The 20,460-nt window shown below is 60.9% G+C and carries 14 protein-coding genes; 5 read left to right on the top strand and 9 right to left on the bottom strand.

The features are described 5' to 3' along the window. Positions 1 to 26: 26 nt before the first annotated feature. Entirely contained in the window at positions 27 to 1,280 is a 1,254-nt protein-coding gene (locus EKN07_RS07675) for an exonuclease SbcCD subunit D (RefSeq protein WP_126146091.1), read from the top strand. Beyond that, a complete protein-coding gene (locus EKN07_RS07670; RefSeq protein ID WP_164546636.1) occupies positions 1,261 to 4,284 on the top strand; it encodes an SMC family ATPase in 3,024 nt (1,007 codons plus the stop codon). Before EKN07_RS07675 ends, EKN07_RS07670 begins: the two co-directional genes overlap by 20 nt. 196 nt (positions 4,285 to 4,480) lie before the next feature. Here the strand turns inward: EKN07_RS07670 and EKN07_RS07665 are convergent, their stop codons facing one another. From EKN07_RS07665 to EKN07_RS07655, 3 genes are read right to left on the bottom strand one after another with little or no spacing between them, the layout of a single operon-like run. Further along, positions 4,481 to 4,978, bottom strand: coding sequence for a hypothetical protein (locus EKN07_RS07665; RefSeq protein WP_108716144.1), 498 nt, complete (start codon positions 4,976 to 4,978; stop codon positions 4,481 to 4,483). Next, positions 4,975 to 6,276: a tyrosine-protein kinase family protein gene (locus tag EKN07_RS07660; protein WP_126146089.1), complete on the bottom strand. Its 1,302-nt coding sequence runs from the start codon at positions 6,274 to 6,276 to the stop codon at positions 4,975 to 4,977. The genes EKN07_RS07665 and EKN07_RS07660 overlap by 4 nt, the downstream gene beginning before the upstream one ends. Further along, positions 6,273 to 6,857, bottom strand: coding sequence for a hypothetical protein (locus tag EKN07_RS07655; RefSeq protein ID WP_126146088.1), 585 nt, complete (start codon positions 6,855 to 6,857; stop codon positions 6,273 to 6,275). The genes EKN07_RS07660 and EKN07_RS07655 overlap by 4 nt, the downstream gene beginning before the upstream one ends. Before the next feature lie 116 nt (positions 6,858 to 6,973). On the opposite strand from EKN07_RS07655, the gene EKN07_RS07650 reads away from it, so the two are divergent. Beyond that, the gene (locus EKN07_RS07650; RefSeq protein ID WP_108716727.1) at positions 6,974 to 7,195 is read left to right on the top strand and encodes a helix-turn-helix domain-containing protein; all 222 of its coding nucleotides are present in this window, start codon (positions 6,974 to 6,976) and stop codon (positions 7,193 to 7,195) included. Positions 7,196 to 7,446: 251 nt separating this feature from the next. Here EKN07_RS07650 and EKN07_RS07645 read toward each other — a convergent pair whose 3' ends face one another. Next, complete coding sequence (locus EKN07_RS07645; RefSeq protein ID WP_126146087.1) at positions 7,447 to 7,968, bottom strand: hypothetical protein; 522 nt, start codon at positions 7,966 to 7,968, stop codon at positions 7,447 to 7,449. A gap of 191 nt (positions 7,969 to 8,159) precedes the next feature. Here EKN07_RS07645 and EKN07_RS07640 point away from each other — a divergent pair, with 191 nt between their 5' ends. Together EKN07_RS07640 and EKN07_RS07635 are read left to right on the top strand one after the other, a co-directional pair. Further along, a complete protein-coding gene (locus EKN07_RS07640; RefSeq protein ID WP_108716148.1) occupies positions 8,160 to 8,813 on the top strand; it encodes a LysM peptidoglycan-binding domain-containing protein in 654 nt (217 codons plus the stop codon). Positions 8,814 to 8,835: 22 nt separating this feature from the next. After that, on the top strand, positions 8,836 to 9,582 hold the full coding sequence (locus EKN07_RS07635) for an Rv3235 family protein (protein WP_126146086.1): 747 nt from the start codon (positions 8,836 to 8,838) through the stop codon (positions 9,580 to 9,582). 302 nt (positions 9,583 to 9,884) lie between these two features. Here the strand turns inward: EKN07_RS07635 and secA are convergent, their stop codons facing one another. The 5 genes from secA to EKN07_RS07610 all read right to left on the bottom strand — a co-directional run bounded on the left by secA (position 9,885) and on the right by EKN07_RS07610 (position 20,444). Next, positions 9,885 to 12,740, bottom strand: a complete 2,856-nt coding sequence (gene secA / locus EKN07_RS07630; RefSeq protein ID WP_108716150.1) for a preprotein translocase subunit SecA — start codon at positions 12,738 to 12,740, stop codon at positions 9,885 to 9,887. A gap of 820 nt (positions 12,741 to 13,560) precedes the next feature. Further along, the gene (locus EKN07_RS07625) at positions 13,561 to 15,861 is read right to left on the bottom strand and encodes a 5'-nucleotidase C-terminal domain-containing protein (protein WP_126146085.1); all 2,301 of its coding nucleotides are present in this window, start codon (positions 15,859 to 15,861) and stop codon (positions 13,561 to 13,563) included. Between the two features lie 291 nt (positions 15,862 to 16,152). Continuing rightward, on the bottom strand, positions 16,153 to 17,085 hold the full coding sequence (locus EKN07_RS07620) for a polyprenyl synthetase family protein (RefSeq protein WP_241228157.1): 933 nt from the start codon (positions 17,083 to 17,085) through the stop codon (positions 16,153 to 16,155). Between the two features lie 93 nt (positions 17,086 to 17,178). Next, complete coding sequence (gene nuoN / locus EKN07_RS07615; protein ID WP_126146084.1) at positions 17,179 to 18,819, bottom strand: NADH-quinone oxidoreductase subunit NuoN; 1,641 nt, start codon at positions 18,817 to 18,819, stop codon at positions 17,179 to 17,181. Then, positions 18,816 to 20,444 carry an NADH-quinone oxidoreductase subunit M gene (locus EKN07_RS07610; RefSeq protein ID WP_108716153.1) on the bottom strand — a complete coding sequence of 543 codons (1,629 nt, stop codon included), beginning with the start codon at positions 20,442 to 20,444 and terminating at the stop codon, positions 18,816 to 18,818. Before EKN07_RS07610 ends, nuoN begins: the two co-directional genes overlap by 4 nt. Positions 20,445 to 20,460: the final 16 nt, after the last annotated feature.

Here is a 20,460-nt window from a genome sequence, read left to right as displayed (position 1 = left end):
TCGGAGGCGACCGCTAGGCTGAAGGCATGTTGATTCTCCACACGTCCGATTGGCACCTCGGGCGTTCGCTGCACCGTGCGGACTTGACGCCCGCATTCGAAATGTGGTGCGAGCACGTGATTACGACCGTGCGCGAACGTGCTATCGACGCCGTCTTGATTAGCGGCGACGTGTATGACCGGGCAATTCCACCCGCTTCCACAGTGAAGCTCTTCGATCACACGCTCGGCGAGCTCTCCCACCTGACCACTGTTATCCTCACCTCCGGCAACCACGATTCGCCGCAACGGCTGGGATTTGGTGCCGAGCTGATGCGCGAGGGAATTTATTTCCGCACCGACTCTCGCGCATGCAGCACACCGATAGCCATTCGCAACTCCTCCGGGGAAATTGGGGCACTCGTCTACGCCATCCCCTATCTCGATCCGGATACCGAGAGGCGTCGTCTCGCTCCGGCACACGCGCAGAGTCAGGCCGAGCCGACGGAGCCGAATCAATACCTGGAACGCAGCCACGAAGCGGTGCTCGGTGCAGCATTGGAACGCATCGGCGATGACATCCGCACCGGTGCATACGCCGGAAGAAAGATAGCGCGGATCTGTATGGCGCATGCCTTTATCACCGGTGGAAACCCCACTCTGTCCGAACGCGACCTTCATGTCGGCGGTGTCGATAGCGTTCCTTCCGGGCTATTCAGGCTGGGCAAGAGCGGCCCCGGTCCACTAGATTACGTTGCGCTTGGTCACCTGCACTCTCCGCAGCGGGTTGGCCTGGCCGATGATCCCCTCATGCGCTACTCCGGTTCTCCCATCACCTTCTCCTTCGGAGAGGCCACCCCGAAATCCTCTGTTCTGCTCCACGTGTCGGATGGCGAGGTTCGCGAAACGGAGCTGATTCCCGCGCCGGTGTGGCGCCGGGTGAGTACTCTCGAGGCTCCCCTGGGTGACCTACTTGATAAGAAGAACGCGCGTCTACGTGACGACTTCGTGCGGCTAATTGTCACCGACTCCGCCCGTCCCACCGATATGGCTGCGCAACTACGCGCAGTGTTCCCGCATGCATTGGAGATCCAGCATCGCGGTATACGAAGCACCGCCTCCACCACGACGGCGGAAGGCGTTGCCACCCGTAGCCCGCTCGCCGTCCTTACGGAATTCATGGAAACGGCCGGCAACCGGGCACTGACCGCGGAGGAGGCAGAGCTGCTGCAGGATGTATGGGAGGAAGTTCTGCGCACGGAACTCGGGGAGGTGCATTCTCATGCAGCTCCGGCTTCTTAGCCTGCGAGGCATCGGTCCCTTCGGCGGCAGCGTTTCCATCGATTTTGATCGCCTTTCGGTGGGAGGTCTCTACCTGCTGGACGGTCCCACCGGCTCCGGCAAATCCACCATCATTGATGCCATCACCTGGGCGCTCTACGGCGGCGTTGCCGGTGGGGAGGATTCCACCGACGAACGCGTCCGCTCCACACACGTTTCCGCAGAGGTAGAGTCCTTTGTCGACCTGGTTTTCAGTGTCGAAGCCGGTACCTTCCGCATTCGTCGCACACCGGCATGGACAAAGCCTGGTAACAAGAATCCCACCGCGCCCACTGCCACACTGTGGCGCCTGGCGGAAGCTTCCGTGGAGTCGGGAGACCTCGACGCCGGAGAGGTATTGGAGACAAAACCCAGCGGAGTCACTCCCGCCGTCACCGCTCTGCTCGGACTCAACCGCCAGCAGTTTGTTCAAACGATTGTGCTGCCGCAAGGAAAATTTGCGGACTTCCTTCGGTTGAGCAGCAAGGACCGCACTCGGCTCCTCGAACAGATCTTTGCCACGGCCGTGTACCGGCGGGTCAGTGACGCACTTCAGGAACGCGCTCGTGCAGCCGAACGGACTATCGCAGACACGCGTGAACGTTTCATCAGTGCCAGCGACGATCTTCTGGGCACGGCGGCCCCTGAAGATGCAGCAACACTGGGAGATACCGTACGCGGCGCGGTCCTGCCTCGCGAAGTGGAAGGGCAGCTGCGAGCGCGCTTCAGTGAATTGGTTACCAGCGCGGAACGTGGTATGAGCGCGGCGCGGCGTCGCAAGGAGGCTTCTGATCGGGCCGAGCAACTCGCGGCGGACTCGCTGCGAGAAACAGAGGAACTGGCGAAGCGTCTGGCTCGTCGTTCCAACGCGCTGGAACGACGCCGCATCCTGCTGGAACGTGCCCCGCAGATCGCTGCTGTGCAGACCACCCTCAATATGGATGCCAAGGCCGCGTGCCTTCTCCCGCTGGTGCAGGCTCACGCCGCGGCCGAGGTCCGGCTGGCTGATACATGTCGGCGACTCGACGTACTGAAGATCGATCCGCACAGTGTGAGCGAAGGCACCCTGGCTGACGCTCGGCGGAAACTGGTACGACTTAACGAACTCAGTGGCATATTGGCGGAGCTGATGCAACTGGAGGAGCAGGTCGCCGTGACGACAGCTCAACAGGACGTAGACCAAGAGGCTTTGCGTGCGCTGGGTCGGCAACGTGCGCAAAAAGAGGAAGAAACCGCCGCCGCTGAGCAGCGCAGGCAGATTCTTCTCCGGGAACAAGAGGTGGCCGCTTCCCGGGCGGCACATCTCGCAGGTGTGCAACGGGACCTAGAGGCGGCACAGCACCTGGGAGAACAGGCGAGGAAGCTGCGGGGGCTGCATTCTGAACTCGAGGAGTGTGAGGTCCACGTCGTACAGCTCACGCAGGCCTTCCAGGACGCACGCAGTCACGAGGAAGCACTGACCGACGCATGGATAGCATCAACGGCACCACAACTCGCCGTAACACTCAAGAACGGTGTTCCTTGCCCAGTATGCGGCTCATGCGAGCACCCTGCACCAGCGCCTGCCGCCGCTGTCCTCGCCAGTCGCGAGGATGTTGATCGCGCGGCCCGCCTTCGCGAGGCCGCGCGGCACGATCTTTCTGATGCGCGGGAGCGGCTTGCCGGTGTCCGTACTCAGGTAGACGAGCTTACCCCGGTCCTTTCCGGCCTCAGTGCCGATCAGGTGGAGGAGGGCATTGCACATGCTGAGGCGGAGGTCGCTGCGGCCACACACGCAGCGTCAAAGGCGCAGGCATTGCAGAGTGAGATTAACGAGCTCAGCACGACGGCGCAGCGCCTGACCGAAGAACTGCAGGCCCTTGCTTCTCAGACTGCCGCTCTTGACAGTGCCATCCGCGAACGCGGCGAACGTTTGGCTGCCGATCAGGAACGTCTGTCCGCGCAGCGGGAGGGCTATCCAAGTATCACCGAACGCCGGGCGGCCCATGCTGAGCAGCTTCGTCGGCAACGGGAAACCGTTGATGCGCTGGCCGATCTGCTCCATCAGGGTGCGCAAGCTGCGGAGAGCGAGCAGGAACTCGCCGCCGCCATCGCTGAATCGGAGTTCGCCGATGCCTCCGCAGTGCGCGCTGCCATGCTTCCACCGCCGGATGCCGAGGCTGCGCGCGTGCAGGTCCAAGAGCATCGCGATGCGCTCCGCGATGTGGAACGCGACCTCGCCCAGCCCGAGCTCGCGGCACTTCGTGGGGACGAACAGGCAAACGTGGCTGAGGCGCAAGCTGCCTATGAGGCGGCCCATGCCGATGCAAACGAAGCACGCGACCGGGCCGCCGAGGCCACCAGTTACCACAGGCAGATCGCTGCACAGTTCTCGCGCGTCGAGACGCGCTACCGCGCTTGGCAGGAGGCGTACCACGCCGCAGGCGCGTCTGTACGCCTGGCGGAACTGGCAAAGGCCGGACCGGCATCGGTCACTCACGTGCCGTTACCGACATACGTGCTACAGCGACGATTCGAGCACGTCGTCGAACGCGCCAACGAGCATCTTACCGGGATCTCGCAGGGTCGCTATGAGCTGGTCAGAACCGATGAGAAGGAGAAGGGGTCGCGGCAGATACAAATGGGCCTCGGGCTACTCGTTATCGACCACCTGGGTGACCCGACCGGCGACACCTTTCGCTCCACCCGCAGCCTGTCGGGCGGCGAGACGTTCTACGTCTCCCTCGCCCTGGCACTGGCGCTGGCCGACGTCGTCCAGGAGGAGAATGGGGGCATACAGTTGGATACCCTGATGATTGATGAGGGCTTCGGCAGTTTGGATGCCGATGTTCTCGACCAGGTTATGCAGTGTCTGACCAACCTGGCCAGCAGCGGACGGACTGTCGCCGTCGTCAGCCACGTCGAGGAACTCCGCAAGATTATCGCGGAACAGATCATCGTGATTCCGCAACCGGACGGCTCGTCCACCCTAGAAGTGCAGGCGTAGCACCCTGGAAGTGTGAGCGTGGCGCCTTCCGCCACCCCCACTCGGACAAGGATTTAGTCACTCGGCCGAGGCTCTCGTCACTCGACTGCACCTTTGTTACTCAGCCGAGTCATAGACACATCTGCCGTGACACTGCTCCCGCTCGCCACGTTTCCCACTTGCAGGCCCGCTGACGACGTAACCGCATTCCCGTCCGTTATGCGCGCTCTGCCTTGTCCTTTGCGCTGGTTAAGGCACGCGCAAGATCGAGTCGTTCGGTGACGTCGTACCACATGAGTTCTTGATCAGCGAGGCGGTCAAATGCGGCGGCGTCGCCTCCCGCAGCCGCCTGCACGTCTTCCGCTACTGTCCCATCATCCACATGGATCGACACGATCCGGTTCCAGTCAACCGGGGATGCGAGTTGACGTGCGGTGACCAGTTCATCCGAGAGCGGGGCATCACTGAGCGCCTGGGGCGGTACGTCAGCTGCCAGTACCATACGGCGCAGCGGCAGAGTCTCGCCTGCCGCTAGCTGCTGCGCGATGAGATGCAGCGAAGCGTCAGCCGCCGCATTCATGGCAACAGCCTCCAACACCTCAGTATCCTCAAAACGAATCTCTTGCTCCAGGGCAGCGGTCACACCATGCACAATCCGCGCAGGAACGGGCTTATCTTCCAAGTCGGTGATCGTTGCCGGAATGTAGATCCTCACATACCCATCCTATCCGTGCCTCGCGCAGTTGCGGAGGCCTGTACTACTGCCCGTAGTGAAACCTGTGGGAAAGTGGCCTCAGAGGCTAGGGCCCCTTCCTTCCCGGCAGCTGCATGTTGATATTGCCGACGCCGCCAGAAACGCCTCCGTACCGGAAGTGGCACCCCCGTCACGGCTTCCGCCAGATTCCTCATGTCGTGGCTTAGTCCACACTGCGGCGCGATCTCGTCATGGGTGACGCCGCGCATCACCGCCTGTTCCAAGTGTTCGCGGTCGCAACGCAGCCAGGAAACCGACTCAAAGCCACGCCCGGCAAGCAACGCTTCAATCTGACGGCGGTCCACCGCCCGCCCGCGCGAGCTCCGCGCGCCAGTCAGGACGACATGCGACCGCTGCACCCCGAGCTCATGCGCCACATCTAGCTGCCGGAGCAGACGACGAATGCCCAGCGGATCGAAACTCGAAACACACAGCACTGCCGTAGCGGCTGCCAAGAGTGACAGCGTTACGGCGTCGCGCTCCATACCGTATTCCAACTCATCATGCTCGCACTCGGCCGCGCAATCGACAACCGCCATCGGCCAGCTCTGTTTGATGTGTTTCCACAGGTCGTCCACCACGGCCACCGGCAATTCGCGCCAGCGAGCACCAGTATTGAGTCCCGCCAAGAAGGCGAAACTCGCAACCTGCTCCACGTTATCCCCAACGGCCGTGGCGACTCGCTCCCCGTGATTGAAACGCCGGGCAACGGCGACAATCGCGGAGGTCTCCTCGTTACACCCCAGGAGCTGCGCCAGGCACGGGCTGCGGGTGTCCGCATCGATCAAGATAGTCGAACCTGCGGCACCGAGTACGTTCGCGAGGTCGCGGGAGACGGTGGAGCGCCCCGGGGCGCCCGGAGTTCCCCACACAGCGATAAGATGGCCTTCCTCCTGCGAATGCCGCGACACGGTCCGGTCGCAGACCGGAGGCGGCGCGTCGCGGAACGCGGCAATGGCCTCAACAACGGTCTCCGCAATAGGCGGCGCCACCGCATCGCACCGCGTATTACGCGCCCACTGCGCCGCAGGATCCCGTGGAACAGCCACCACACGTACCCCGCAAGCGTGAAGCTCCGCAACCAGAGTGCGGTCCGCCTCGTCCACAACGGCCAGTTCTGCCAAGCCCGCCTGCGCGCTCGCCAGTACTTCCGCCCCGTCCGCGCAGCGCCGCACCACGACGACGGGCGGCTTGTGTCCTTCCAAGACCCGCAGAACGCTTGTTTCCAGCTCGGAGTGGAGGCACAATAAGATGTTCATTTTTGCTCCCCTGGTACAAGAACGAATCCATCGTCTCCGCCCAGGACCAGCAGCACATCCCCCACCGAGGCACGCTGAATCCGCACTTCCGCCGTGGCGGGTTCACCGAGACTGCCCTGCCCGGTGTCCAGGCGAACAACCATTACCTGCGAGGCCACCAGTTCTGCGCTTGTGGCATTAACACGCCACAGTTCCACCACATCGCCCCGTTCTACGGATGATGGCACTCGAGTTGCCAAGGGCACCACCACATCGCACCCGTCATCAGTCTCACCCTGTACGGCGGTGCGTGCCACCAACTCGCCCTCGTAGACAACTGATCGTAGCTTCTTATCGCCAGAACGTCGCAGGTCGGACGGCTGCAAGTACTGGCTGGAGATTCCTCTCGGAACGCCGACGAGCACCAGATCCGACTCGTTGAGGGCAGCACCGGGAAGTAGCGTCGAGGCAGCTCGGTACACCTGCACCTGCTCCGGGCCCGCCAGCAAAGCACCGCTGGCGATGGCAGATACACATACCAGCAGTACACCGATTGCCAGGCGCGGATCCCGCCAGCGAGGTCCAATCCGATGTCGTGCCATGCTCACTCCTTCTGTCGTTCCACCATATTCACAGGCCGTCCTACCGGCCTGCCAAGAGTGTCCACAGGCTTGTGGACAACTTTCCCGGCACGCGTGTGACGTGCGAAAATACCACTATGGCGAAATTCCTGACCATCGCAGATGTAGCTGAGTATCTCAACGTCTCCGCCGGGCAGGTGCGCACTCTTATCCGCTCGGGTGAGCTTCCCGCAATCCAAGTCGGTGGCCGCGGGCAGTGGCGCATCGAGGACACCGTTCTTCAGGGCTATGTTGATGAGCGCTACGAGCAGACACGGCATCTGGTCGAAAGTCGACGCTCCGAGCACTCCAACTCGTAAGCAATATTGTCTTGTCACTACGGCCCGTATTGGCCAGCCTCTCGCAGGTCGGCTCCACCTACTCAATACGGCCGACACCACCCACTCAATACGGCCAGTCAACATATTCACTTTTCTCCCGGCATCGGCTGATGGGCGGCGCGGTCGCAGTCCGCACTAGCTCAACCAGAAGAATCAAAGGCCGTCAGGCTGAGAGAATAAGCGGCGGAGTTAAGAGACTCAGCGGCCGGAAGAGTCAACCACCAGAAGAATCAACGGCGGCGTGGCGAAGAGAAGTCGACACGTTCAATCTGACCTAGAGAAATAACAAGAGTGGCATTGAGTTCCAGCCAATTCTGACCGACGCGCGTTATGCGCCCCTGTTCCTCACCACATGTCAGAACGCACCGGACCACACGGCCGCTCCGCATCAGGCGGCGTAACTGCGAACCCAGAGAAATGGACTGCCTGCCAGCCCGTTGCTCACAGCGCTGCGGAAGACCGCGTATCGTAGCTATGGCAGCATACGGAATCAAGGTCATAATCCGCTCGCGCTCCCCGAGAAACCACGTGTCAGCGCATTCACGTACCAGGATCACAACTATGCTCCCTCCCCGTGTACGCACCTTTACGATGTTGCCAATGCTCGCCGCCAGCCTGTCGGCCAGGCGAATGCTCGCCTCCTCGGCCTGCCGCAGTTCGTTTGCCAGGCCGAGCCGTTCAGTATGCAGCTCCGCATCCATTTGGCTGGCCACATCGGTGCTGTAGCGCTCCCAGGGATCCATCTCGCTCATACGCGCAGCGTAGCCGGTTGCAAAGAGGCCGCCACACCCTTTTCCACAACAACGGCGGTCCGAAAGTACACCAATTCCCATCTTTGGGAGCGATTGGGTATACCCGGCAGACTTCACTCTTCGGCACATGCACAATGGGATCACAGCATCAAACGTCACCAAATGACATGATCAGCCCGTTAGGAGCATCTATGCGTCCCTTACGCACCGCCATGGCCTCGCTAACCGTTAGTGCACTCTGTCTGGCTCTCACGTATACCTTCCTGAGGGATTACCATAACGTCTCCGCAGTTGATCAACTCACGGGAATGGCGATGGCCGTACTGGCCACCATCGGATGTCTGACCGGTGTGTGGGTCGCCCTGTCCTACATCAGCCTCTGGTACGCGCAACGATGCATGCGAACGCGGAGTCGATCCACGGCTCGTCATAGGAAACGGCGCAACCTAGTACTGACGGCGGGTCGACTACTCGGGACTCCTCGCGTGCGCCGCACCCTTGCCGCAATGGCGCTGACCGGGCCATGGATCACGCCTGCTCTGGCCGACGGCGCACCCGGCCCCGACCTGGGATGGGGAGCCTCTGAAACAACAACTTCCGCCCACACCATGGTAACTGGCGAGGACCTTGAAAGCCCGACATCACGCGCTTCTGAGACTCACACGACCCATATGGTTCTACCGGGAGAGTCACTCTGGCAAATCGCCATGCAGGATCTGCCGCCCGATTCCTCACCAGAACAGATTGCCGCTCATGTCCATCGTTGGTACGAGGCCAATCGTGAGTCAATCATCGACCCCGACCTCATCTACCCCGGCCAAGTCCTTCACACACCCAAGCAATAATTCTCCCCTCTAAGGAAACATCATGACCTCGACACTCACCACGCTCACATCCCCTGGCAACGCAACCGCATCCACACCATCCACACCCCAGCCGCCACGCGCATCAACCGCCTCCACGGGCCAGAACTCTGCCGTCGCCGCTTCACCCCTCGTGCCAGCTGCGCCTGGTACGGAGACCACCAGTCAATTGGAACCACAGCGCCACGCCGAGGGCGACGAAGGTCCTTCAGGCCCGGTGCGCGTCACGAAGAGGCCACCCCACCGCGAGCGAACGCGTATCACCGCGGAAAGCACCGTGGCGCGCAAGCAGCCCCCTCCCCAGCCTCCCGTGACCACGCCGGAAAAGCAGTGGGATCGCCTCAGTCTTTCCGTCGCGGCGTCGCCGCCGACCGCACTTAGTCATGCGCGCAAGCAGCTAAATGCACCGCTGCCTCCTGAGACTCCGCCGCCCGAACGAGTGGCCGCCCTGATCGTGATTCAGGCAGTTGAGATACTGCAGGGGCATCGCCCCATCGGTCAACTACGACACTGGCTCACACCAGAGGTCTTCGGCCCACTGGCGCGCCGTGCCGGTCTGGCAATGCGGATCAAGGGCCCGGCCCCTCGCACTCAGGCACCGCGAATCTTGCACCTGCTTGTATCAACCCCAATGCCACGAGCCGCCGAAATCGCCGTCGTCGTGCACGATGGCACGAAGGTTCGCGGCGCAGGTATCCGCCTGGAGTATCTCCGCGAACGCTGGCAAGCAGCGGCCCTCGAAATCGGCTGAGCCAGTCAGCCCAACAGGAACGACCACCAGCCCGAACCAAACAACACCGCTAACCGTCGCAGTCGACGTTGCCCCGGGTGCTTCCAGGCTTCTCGGTGCTTGCTGCCCCGGTGCACACCCGGATCTGCGGTACCCTGTATCTCCATAGCTGAGCGGCTCGGACGCCTGCAGCTTCGCCCCTGGCAAGCACCGACGCTTCGTGCCTCGCGTACACCGACACCTTCCTACCGGGCGTCTCCGGCACGTGCACCTCTATGGGGTGTCTCCAGCGCCGACTCAGCCACCTCCGGCCCCTCGGTTCCTCAGTGCTTTTTGCGCTTGGCGGCGGCACGACGCTGAGCGCGATTCATGCCACCGGCCGCTCCCCCAGCGCCCTGCGCACCGCGTGAACCCGCCTTCGGAGCTTGCCGCACGGCCTGGCCCGCAGCATTCGTCGTCTGCGTTCCGTCGCCATCCTTCGCAGCAGAAGAGTACGAGACATTGACATTGCGCTGCGGCACCTTGATTCCGAGGACCTTCTCCGCGTCAACGCGCTCCTTCTGCGTTCCCTTGGACGCCGAACCGGCCTGCGCCAGGCGCTGAGCATTCTGGCGTCGCATCTCCACGGCGGCCGCTGCTGCGGTCTCCTCCGCCACGGTGGCGGCCTCACGAGCGGCGCGTTCCTCCGGCAGTTCGAAGTTGAAGAGGTAGCGGACAGTGTCCTCCTTGATGCCGTCACTCATGGCTTGGAACATGTCAAAGCCCTCAGACTTGTACTCCACCAAGGGGTCGCGTTGTGCCATGGAACGCAAGCCTATGCCTTCCTTGAGATAGTCCATCTCGTAGAGGTGCTCACGCCATTTCCGGTCGAGCACAGACAACAAGACCTGCCGCTCCAGTTCACGCATCTTGTCGGACCCGACTTCCGCCTCACGATCCTCGTAATTGGCGTGTATATCCGTCTTCAGTTCGTCCAGCAGTTCATCACGTTCTAGCCGGAGCCGACCGCCCACTTCCTGAACGAGCTCATCGGGTTCGAAGCCCGGACGGTAGAAGCCACGCAGATCATTCCACAAGGCGTCAAGATCCCACTCGTCGACATCCTCGTTATCCGTATGCGCGGCTACGACGTCATCGACAACGAAATCGAGGAACCCCTCGACCATGGGCTCAACATCTTCCCCCTCCAGGATCGAGCGGCGCTCACCGTAGACCACCGAGCGCTGCTCGTTCATGACGTCGTCATACTTGAGCACGTTCTTCCTAATCTCGGCGTTCTGCGCCTCAAGCGACGTCTGAGCGCGCTCGATGGACTTTCCGATGACCTTGAATTCAAGCGGCTCGTCCTCCGGATAGCGCGACGGGTCGAGCGCACGCGCCGCCAACCCGGTGGAGAAGCGGCGCATCAGGTCATCTTCCAGAGAAAGATAGAAACGCGACTCACCCGGATCGCCCTGCCGACCGGACCGTCCGCGCAACTGGTTATCGATACGCCGCGACTCATGCCGTTCAGAACCGAGGACGTACAGCCCACCGAGTTCCACAACTTCGTCGTGTTCTGCGGCCACCGCATCCTTGGCCTTTTGCAGGGTCTGCGGCCACGCCTTCTCATATTCCTCCGGAGTCTCCTCCGGATCGAGGCCACGTTCGCGCAGCGCAGCAACGGCCCGGTGCTCTGGATTGCCGCCCAGCATGATATCCGTTCCACGGCCAGCCATATTCGTTGCTACGGTTACAGCACCCTTCCTTCCCGCCTCGGCGACGACGGCGGCCTCCCGCTCGTGCTGCTTGGCGTTGAGAACCTGATGCGGGATACGCGCCTGGCGCAGCAGCGCCGAGAGTTGCTCAGACTTCTCCACGCTCGTGGTACCAACCAGCACCGGCTGTCCCGCCTCATGCCGCGCGGCGATATCCTCGACGATTGCCTTGAGCTTGCCGTTGAGCGTGGGAAACACGTAGTCAGTCTTGTCCTCCCGGATCATCGGCATGTTGGTCGGAATCGGCACCACACCGAGCTCGTAGGTGGATGCGAATTCCTCCGCCTCGGTTTCGGCGGTGCCCGTCATACCGGACAACTTCTTGTATAGCCGGAAGTAGTTCTGCAGGGTGATGGTGGCGAGCGTCTGATTCTCCGCTTTAATGGCAACGCCCTCTTTAGCCTCAATGGCCTGGTGCATACCCTCGTTGTAGCGGCGGCCGGGCAGCACGCGGCCGGTATGCTCGTCAACAATGAGGACTTCGCCCCCTTGAACGATATAGTCCTTGTCTCTTTCGAAGAGCTCCTTGGCCCGAATCGCGTTGTTGAGGTATCCGATCAGCGGCGTGTTCAGCGACTCGTACAGGTTATCGATACCGAGCAAATCTTCCACCCGGTCGATACCCGGCTCCAGAATACCGACGGTGCGCTTCTTCTCGTCGACTTCGTAATCGCTATCGCGCCGCATGCGCTTGACGACGCGCGCGAATTCGACATACCACTTGTTGGCATCACCTTCCGCTGGGCCGGAGATAATCAACGGTGTCCGCGCCTCATCGATCAGAATCGAATCAACCTCGTCGACAATCACGAAGTTGTGACCGCGCTGCACAAGATCGTCCGTCTTCCACGCCATATTGTCGCGCAGATAGTCGAATCCGAACTCGTTATTCGTACCGTAGGTGATATCGGCCGCGTATTCCTTGCGGCGCTGTTCCGGTGTCTGCCCGGTGAGGATGCATCCCGTGCTCAGGCCGAGGAAACGGTGAATACGACCCATGAGTTCGGACTGGTATGAGGCGAGGTAGTCGTTCACGGTAACAACGTGCACTCCCTCCCCGGTCAGCGCGTTGAGGTAGGAAGGCAGGGTGGCAACAAGAGTCTTACCTTCGCCGGTTTTCATCTCCGCAATATTGCCCAGGTGAAGTGCGGCTCCACCCATGATTTGCACGTCATAGGGCCGTTGACCGATGGTGCGTTGCGCGGCCTCACGAACCGTAGCGAAGGCCTCTGGGAGGAGCTGATCCAAGGTCTCGCCGTCGGCAAGCCGCTCACGGAAGAGATCGGTTTGCGCGCGTAGCTCGGCGTCACTCATCTCCTGCACCGATTCCTCGTGCAGGTTGACCTGTTTGGTTATTGCCTCCAGCTTCTTGAGGGTGCGCCCCTCGCCTGCGCGAAGAATCTTGTTGAGGATCTTTCCCACGGAATTGACTCCTTCGATACGGCATCATGCAGCGCGGCTTTCCGCGCACGGCCAAACTACGCCCATTCTAAGCGAGTATGCCGGTTCTACCTCAATCCCCGATTACGCCCGGTGAGGAATACTGCGGTCCTCAGTGTGCCGACTGACAGACACGACCTGCCGACTGACAGGCCGTACCCGCCAGGTGCGATAAGCAAGATGCACCAGCTCATAGGCAGGATTTTCATACAGGTACCAGCAGCAACCACTCGCCACGGTGTCTCCTCTCCCGCGTGCCTCACAAATCTCCGAGTTCTCCGCCATTTTCCGCGAGTACCCAGAAGTCTGCCGAAAACCCGGAAAATGCGGAGCCGCGGCGAGAAGGCGAATTAGGCGAGCCTGGCAAGTAACGAGAGCCAAGTAAGAAGTCGCCAAGTAAGGCGAGTCACAGGTAGGCGCGAGTAAGAGGTAGGCGAGCCAGGCATGTAAGAAATATGCGAGTAGGAATAGGAAGTGGAACGAGGCCGGGCATTCCCACCCGGCATCGTTCCACTCCTGTTCTCTTCACCAAGTAGCCGTCCATGCACGCGCCGCCCACAGACCTGCCCAGGCACGCGTCCCGGGTTTGCGGCCCAAGTGGCTACTCAACCACGCGGCCCAGGCTCCTTCCCATGAACGGAAGGCCTAGGTACCTCTCCAGACAGCGCGTCCGCTGGCACCTCCCCAGGCCCGCGCCACCCCAGCACAAACTGCTCAGGCAGCAGTCGAGTGTCACCCTCTCAGAGCCTCAACTCATCCGGGCGTAGGGACGCTAGCACCACGTAGACGGTCCGGCGAGCAACTATGCAACACGCCGTCGTGCGGCGAGCATGCCGCCGGAGATCATCAGGAACAGGGCAACAGCTACAAGTCCTTGCGTGTCGGCACCGGTGCGGGCAAGAGTGCCGGTGCGCACCTTCGTTGCGCCCTTGCCTCCCGCCTCACTCCCAGTCTTTCCAGTCCCTGACCCGCTCGCACCGGTACTCGCCGTAGCCCCAGAACCACCGGAGCCAGAACCACTGCTCGCACTCGCACTCGGCTTAGCATTCGCCCTGGCTGCAACGGTGAGTTTCGCCGAAGCCTTCAGTGGAGATTGTGTCACCACAACGGTATGCTCGCCCGCAGCGACTCCAGTCGGCACCTCAAAACTCACCGACGCGGCACCTGCGCCATCAGTGGTGACCTTCGCCACCTCTACCGGATCCGAATGCAAGCTCACCGCCACCGCACGGTTAGGAACGAACCCGCTCAGGGTGGCTGTAACCTCGTCACCAACCTTCGCATTGTCGGCAGACAGTGTCACTGTCGGATTTGGCGTCGACGTCACCAGGGCCCAGTTGTCGACGAAGAAGTTCGCCGGATCGATCACGCCGTCGGCCGAGGCGCGATCAATAATGAGCTGACGGATCTCCTGCGTCTCGTCATACACGATCGGTGCGTTTACCACGTGCGGATAATTGCCACCACCGCCCTGTCGGTAGTTGTTTATCGCAAGAATAAAGACGTCGTCGTCGACCACCGGCACGCCATTACGTGACAATCCAACAATGCGTTCACCCACCGGCTTGGAGACGTCAATGAGGTAATCGACTCCAGTCAGCGCGTCATAGTTATAATCCATGATCCCACGCGTTGCTCCGGGGTATAGGGCGTTAACACCAGTCTCCGGATCGAAGGTTGCCCCTTCCTCAACCTGCACAAAGTAGCGGGCCGAGTACTCCAGGTACTCCTTGATCTGCGCTCCGGTCAGCTTTACACCCAGCAGCGTGTTCTCGTAGATGTACAGCCCGGCAATATCCTTGATAGTCACATTGCCCTGTGGGAAGACCGCAGTACGCGAGAAGGGGGAAACCTGAGACAGTACCGGAATACCTTCATGCTCGGTTCCCTTCAGCGCGTTTGCCACGGTCTCGGTTTGCACCATGCCGATATAGTCGAGAATCGGGGTGTCCTCATAGTAGGACGTTGCCGCCGAGAGTTCCTCGGTGGAGGTGGAAACGGTCGTATTCACGTACTCAATCGTCGCCGCATGATCCGCGGTGAGAACCGCATTGCCGGTGATATCAGGAGAGTCAGCCACATCTTTGGTTTCCAGTGGCACCGCTAGCGCGCCGATCTCCGCATCCGTTTCCGGCCAGGCAACACGGAAACCGTCGCCATCTGCCTCCAGAGGCACCGTCACCTCGGACACGGAACGAGCCCAGACGTACGGTTGCGTGAATAGTACCGGATCGCCATCGGGAGCATGGTAGACCACCGAGGCCTTATTGACCACATGCGAGTGACCGCCAACTACTACGTCGACATCGTTGACTTTCGTGGACAACGACTCTGCAACATTTTCCTGCAGCAGACTGGCGTCCCACGGAACACCCGGTGCATCCAGGCCGGAGTGAATCAGTACGACGACGACGTCGGCCCCCTCTGCCTTTATCTGCGGCACGTACTGCTGGGCGGTGAGCACGCAATCGCGGAACTCCAAGACGCCCTGCACATGGTGCTTGTCCCACACGCGGACGCCGGGCGTGACAACGCCGAGCACGCCCACCTTAACCGTCTTGCCGTTCACCTCCTTATCGACCATTACGTACGGCTTGAACACCGGATCGTTTGTGCCCGCTTTCACCACATTCGCACCCAGCAAGGGGAAGTTCAACTGACGCTCGTAGTTGTACAGGTAGTCCATCCCGTAGTTGAACTCGTGGTTACCAACCACCTGCACGTCATAGCCGATTGTGTTGAAGGCCTCCGCCATGGGATTCGTGGAGTACGGCAACTTATCCGGTTGCATGGCCGCCAGATAGGTGAGCGGAGTACCTTGGACCGCGTCACCGTTGTCAACGACCAGTACGGACTGTGCCCCCTTCTCATTGCGGACATTGTCCACGATGGTGTCAACGCGCGCCATACCAAGCTCGGGCGTACTACCCTGCGGATAGGGTGCGTCTCGGAAGTAGTCCCAATTGAAGACGTGCCCATGGATATCCGTCGTGGCCAGAATGGTCAGATTACTGTCGCCCTCATCCGCTGCCGCGATCGGTTGCGGCGAGACGGTAAGCGTGCCCGCCGCGAGTGCGGCGAGCAGGAGTCGTGAGTGTTTCATCTAATCTCCCAAGTTGTCTCCCGGCATCGTCGGTTGATGCCGGTTGGGACACTCATACTAGACGTGAGTGACTCGCGACACGCCGGTTTCAGAAACCTCGTTCGAATCAGATGACGCCGCCGTTGATCGGGTGCGAATACCGTGCCCGCGTTTGTGGCCTGCTGTGGGCCGCTCCGTCTGTGCGGTGTGGGGTGCGCCTCCCGACAGCGAGCTTGTGCCCTCCTGCGCCGATTCGCACCAAAGCCTTGCGGGTGGCAGCCCTCGCGCCCGCGCGCTAGTGCCCTGCCTGCCTCACGCAGTCCGTTGGACGGTGGCACGCGCAAAGGCCGTCAGAGCCTCCCGCACGTCGTCGTGCGGAAGACCCTCGAGGAACGTGAGAGCGTCGCTTACCCACTGCAGCGCAAGTTGCCGGGTCTGGGCTACCACGTCATGCCGACGGAGCATGCCAACCACTTCCGCCAAGGCCGTATCCGAGCTCAGATCCGCGCTCTCCAGTCGCTCTAGGATACGTAGTCCGAGTGCGTCCAGAGTCCCGGCCGCCTGCTGTTCGCGCAGCAGGATAACCGGCATCGTGTCCACACCCTCCCGCAGATCGGTTCCCGGTGTCTTGCCGGTCTGCTGACCGTCCGAGATGATGTCGATCACGTCATCGGCCAGTTGGAAGGCGACACCAACCCGCTCCCCGTATTCGGCGACCACATCGGCCATATTCTCATTGCCCCCCGCCGAGAGCACGCCGTAACGAGCCGACGCCGCTATCAGCGAGCCGGTTTTATCTGCCAATACGGCCAGATAGTGTTCGCGAGCACTCTGCCCGTCACGTCTGCCAATAGTTTCGTGCAACTGCCCCTGACACAACCGCTCGAATGTACGGGCATGTAACTCGACTGCCCGCGGCCCCAAACCCGACACCACGATTGAGGCACGGGCAAACAGAATATCCCCCGCCAGAATGGCCACGGAATTGCCGAAAAGCTCCTGGGCGGAGGGCACGCCGCGGCGCATCGGCGCCTCGTCCATAACGTCATCGTGATACAGCGATGCCAGATGGGTAAGTTCGACAACGACGGCGGAATCCAACACCGCCTGCGCCTCCGGATGCGGGCCGAGCTCAGCCGCCAGTAGGACGAGGGCCGGACGCAACCGTTTGCCACCGGCGTCCGCCAGGTGCGACGTCGCCGGATCCACCTGCAGATCGTCGAGGCGCACTTGTGCCCGCAGCATGGACTCGACTACCTGCATGCGGCGGCTCAGGTGGGCAGCAAGCCGCCCCTCCCCAAAACTGACGCTCAAATCTAGAACACCGGAACCTAAGATCTACGACAAAAGACCAAGTACCGGCCCGGGTAGTATCCCGAGCACGATCGTGAGCGCGGCGCATGCAATGATCGCCACCCCCGCGTATCCTTCCGAGGCCACCGTCACGGACGTCGCCGGATCAGGTTGCCGGAAGAACATGTTCAGGATAACCCGGAAGTAGAAGAAGGCAGTAGCGGCAGACGCCAAAACGGCGAATACCACAAGAACTGTTTGCCCACCGCTGACACCGGCGGCGAACACCACGAACTTGCCGATGAAGCCGGATGTCAAGGGGATCCCCGCGAAGGAGAGCAGGAAAACAGTCATGCACACCGCCAACACGGGATTGGTCTTACCCAGTCCCTTCCAGTGGTCAATGGCAGTCGCCTCACCGAGAATGTTTCCCGCCTCATCCCGGTCACGCACCAATGTGATAACACCGAAGGCGCCCACGGAGGCGAGGCCGTACGACAACAGGTAGAACGCTATCGGCACAATATTGGCGGCAAAACCGACTTCTGACATCTGCCCGCGAAGTGTGGCGCTTACCACAGCGGCATTCGCGCCAAAGAAGGCCGTAACACCGATGAGGAGGAACCCAGCATGAGAGATCGCGGAGTACGCGAGCATGCGTTTGATGTCTCGCTGAACAATCCCGAGGACCGTGCCCACCAGAATCGTCGCAATGACGATAATCCACAATACGGGCTTGAGCGTTTCGTACAGGGAGACGGCGCTCCACCCGATCGTATTCGAGTTATCAGCACCCCCGAGTAAACGTAGTACCGCCGCAAAAACGGCAATCTTCGTGCCGGCTGCCATGAAGCCGGTAACGGGAGTGGGCGCGCCCTGGTAGGCATCGGGAACCCACGAGTGGAAGGGGACCGCACCCACTTTAAACAGAAGCCCAATAAGCACCAAGGTTGTGCCCGCAATAAGAAGTAGCTCTTGGCCACTAGCCTCAAGGTAGGCACGATTCCAAAGGTTGAATCCACCGGAGAAGCCGTACAGCAATGCGACGCCCATCAGGAAGAAGGCCGAAGAGAACGCACCCAGCAAGAAGTACTTCAGCGCCGCTTCCTGCGACAGTGCACGACGCCGCCTCGCCGTCGCACACAGTACATATAACGGTAGTGAGAGCACCTCAAGGGAGATGAACATCGTCAGGAAGTCCCCCGACATGGTAAAAGCGAGCATGCCCGCAATGGAGAAGAGCATCAGCGGGAAAACCTCTGTCTGCTCCGCCCCAAGCCGATTCGCTTCCCGTTCCTCGGACGAACCCGGCTGCGTCGCAGCAGAAGCGGCAAAGGCTCCCTCCCCCGTTGCGGTGCGATCAGCTGCAATAAGAAGAGCGAACAATGCACAAGGCAGCACTATCGCCTGGAAGACGATGGCAAGGCGGTCCTCGAACAACGTTCCAACCGCTGCTTGTTCATTCAGCTTCAGCACAACCGCGTATCCCAAATCGCCGACTTTTTTCCACTGGGCGATAACGGCGACAAAGGCTCCTGCGACAGCGAGGAATGACACGACGAGCTGCGTGTTACGCCGATAACGCTCCGGAACGAAGGCCTCGACAAGCACGCCAATCACTGCAGCGCCCAGCACGATGAGAATAGGTGTAAGCGCCACCCAGTTGATGACGGGATTGCTACTCACTTCATGCTCCCTTCTGCGGTCGCAGCGGACCACGCAATTGAGCCGGTTCCATCCACATGTGCCGGTGCCGCCGCCACGGTCTCACGTGTATTCGTCTCTTGCGGCGCCTTGGCGTCTGCGGAGATTTCCTCCGAGAGGTAAACGGTTGTCATCTCCGCCGCGGGTGTAATGGTGTCGATAACGGGCGCCGGTCCCAACCCGAGGAACAACATGGCTGCGATAAGAACGGCGGAAACAGTCTTTTCTGCGCCATCCATGTCGTTGACCTCAATGCTTGGCCGGGGACCGGTAAACACGCGCTGATATGGCCACAGGATGTATACAGCCGCCAAGATGACGCCGAAAACGGCAATGGTCGCGAGTGGCACGTTCACGGAATAGGTGCCGATCAGAATCAAGTATTCGGGAATGAATCCCGAAAGGCCTGGCAGCGCAATAGAGGCTAGTCCAGCTACCAGGAACACTCCGGCAATCAGTGGAGTCACACGCTGCCAGCCGCCGTAATCGCTAATCATGTAGGAGCTTCCGCGCCGACGCAGCGAGCCGACCGTCAAGAACAGGGCACCGGTTGCAACACCATGCGCCACCATATACAGAATCGCACCCGTCATTGCCACCGAGGAACCGGAGAAGATTCCCAGCACCATGAAACCGAAATGGCTGACCGAGGTGTACGCAATAAGACGCATAAGATGCTGCGAGGTGATCGCCATGAACCCGCCCCAGAGAATGGAGATCACGGCCAGAATCATTATGGGTGTGGCGGCCCGCTGCGCGGCATCCGGGAAGAAAGGAACGCAGAAGGCGATCATGCCGTAGGTGCCGATCTTATCCAGCACGCCAACCAATAGTGTTGACGTACCTGCCGGTGCCTGCTCCGTCGTATCCGGCAGCCAAGTATGTAGTGGAAACATCGGTGCCTTGATGGCAAATCCGATGAAGAAGGAGAGGAAGATCCACATCTGCGCGGTGTCTGATACGGCAAGCGCCCCGCTGATGTTCTCGACGAGCAAACCGCCCTCCGGCAGGGGCGAGGCGACCATCAGGGCTATCACGCCGACCAGCATGATCAGACCGCCGACCAGGGAGTAAATGACGAACTTAATTGCCGCGCGATGCCGCTTCTCACCGCCGTAACGCCCGATGAGGAAGTACATCGGCAGGATCATCAACTCGAAGAGTACGTAGAAGAGGAAGATATCCCTGGAGGCGAAGATACCGATCATGATGGCTTCCAGGAAAAGAATCCACCCGACATACCCGGCCACTCGGTTCTCATTCTCGCCACGGAACTCATTCCCCGATGCGAGCAGCACCACCGGCACCAGGAAGGTAGCCAGTCCGATCATCACCACGCCGATGCCGTTAATGCCCCACGCCAGCGACACCCCAAGCTGCGGAATCCAAGAATACGTTTCCGCCAGCTGGTACTCGGCCGAACCAATGTCGAATCCGGTCGTCACTGCCGTCAGGAATACGACGAGTATCGCGAGTGACACCGCCAGACCGAAGGGCAACGCCATTTTACGCAGTGGCCTGACAAGCCACAGCGCCAATGCCGCCAGCACGGCCACCACAATCAGTAGGCTGAGCCAGGGAAAGGCTGCCTCGTTCACGGATTGCATTATTCTCCTCTCCCGG

The sequence above is a fragment of the Actinobaculum sp. 352 genome, assembly GCF_003957265.1.
Taxonomy (GTDB): Bacteria; Actinomycetota; Actinomycetes; order Actinomycetales; family Actinomycetaceae; genus Asp313.
Note: the sequence above shows the minus strand (reverse complement) of the source record. Positions and strands in the feature narration are given on the sequence as shown.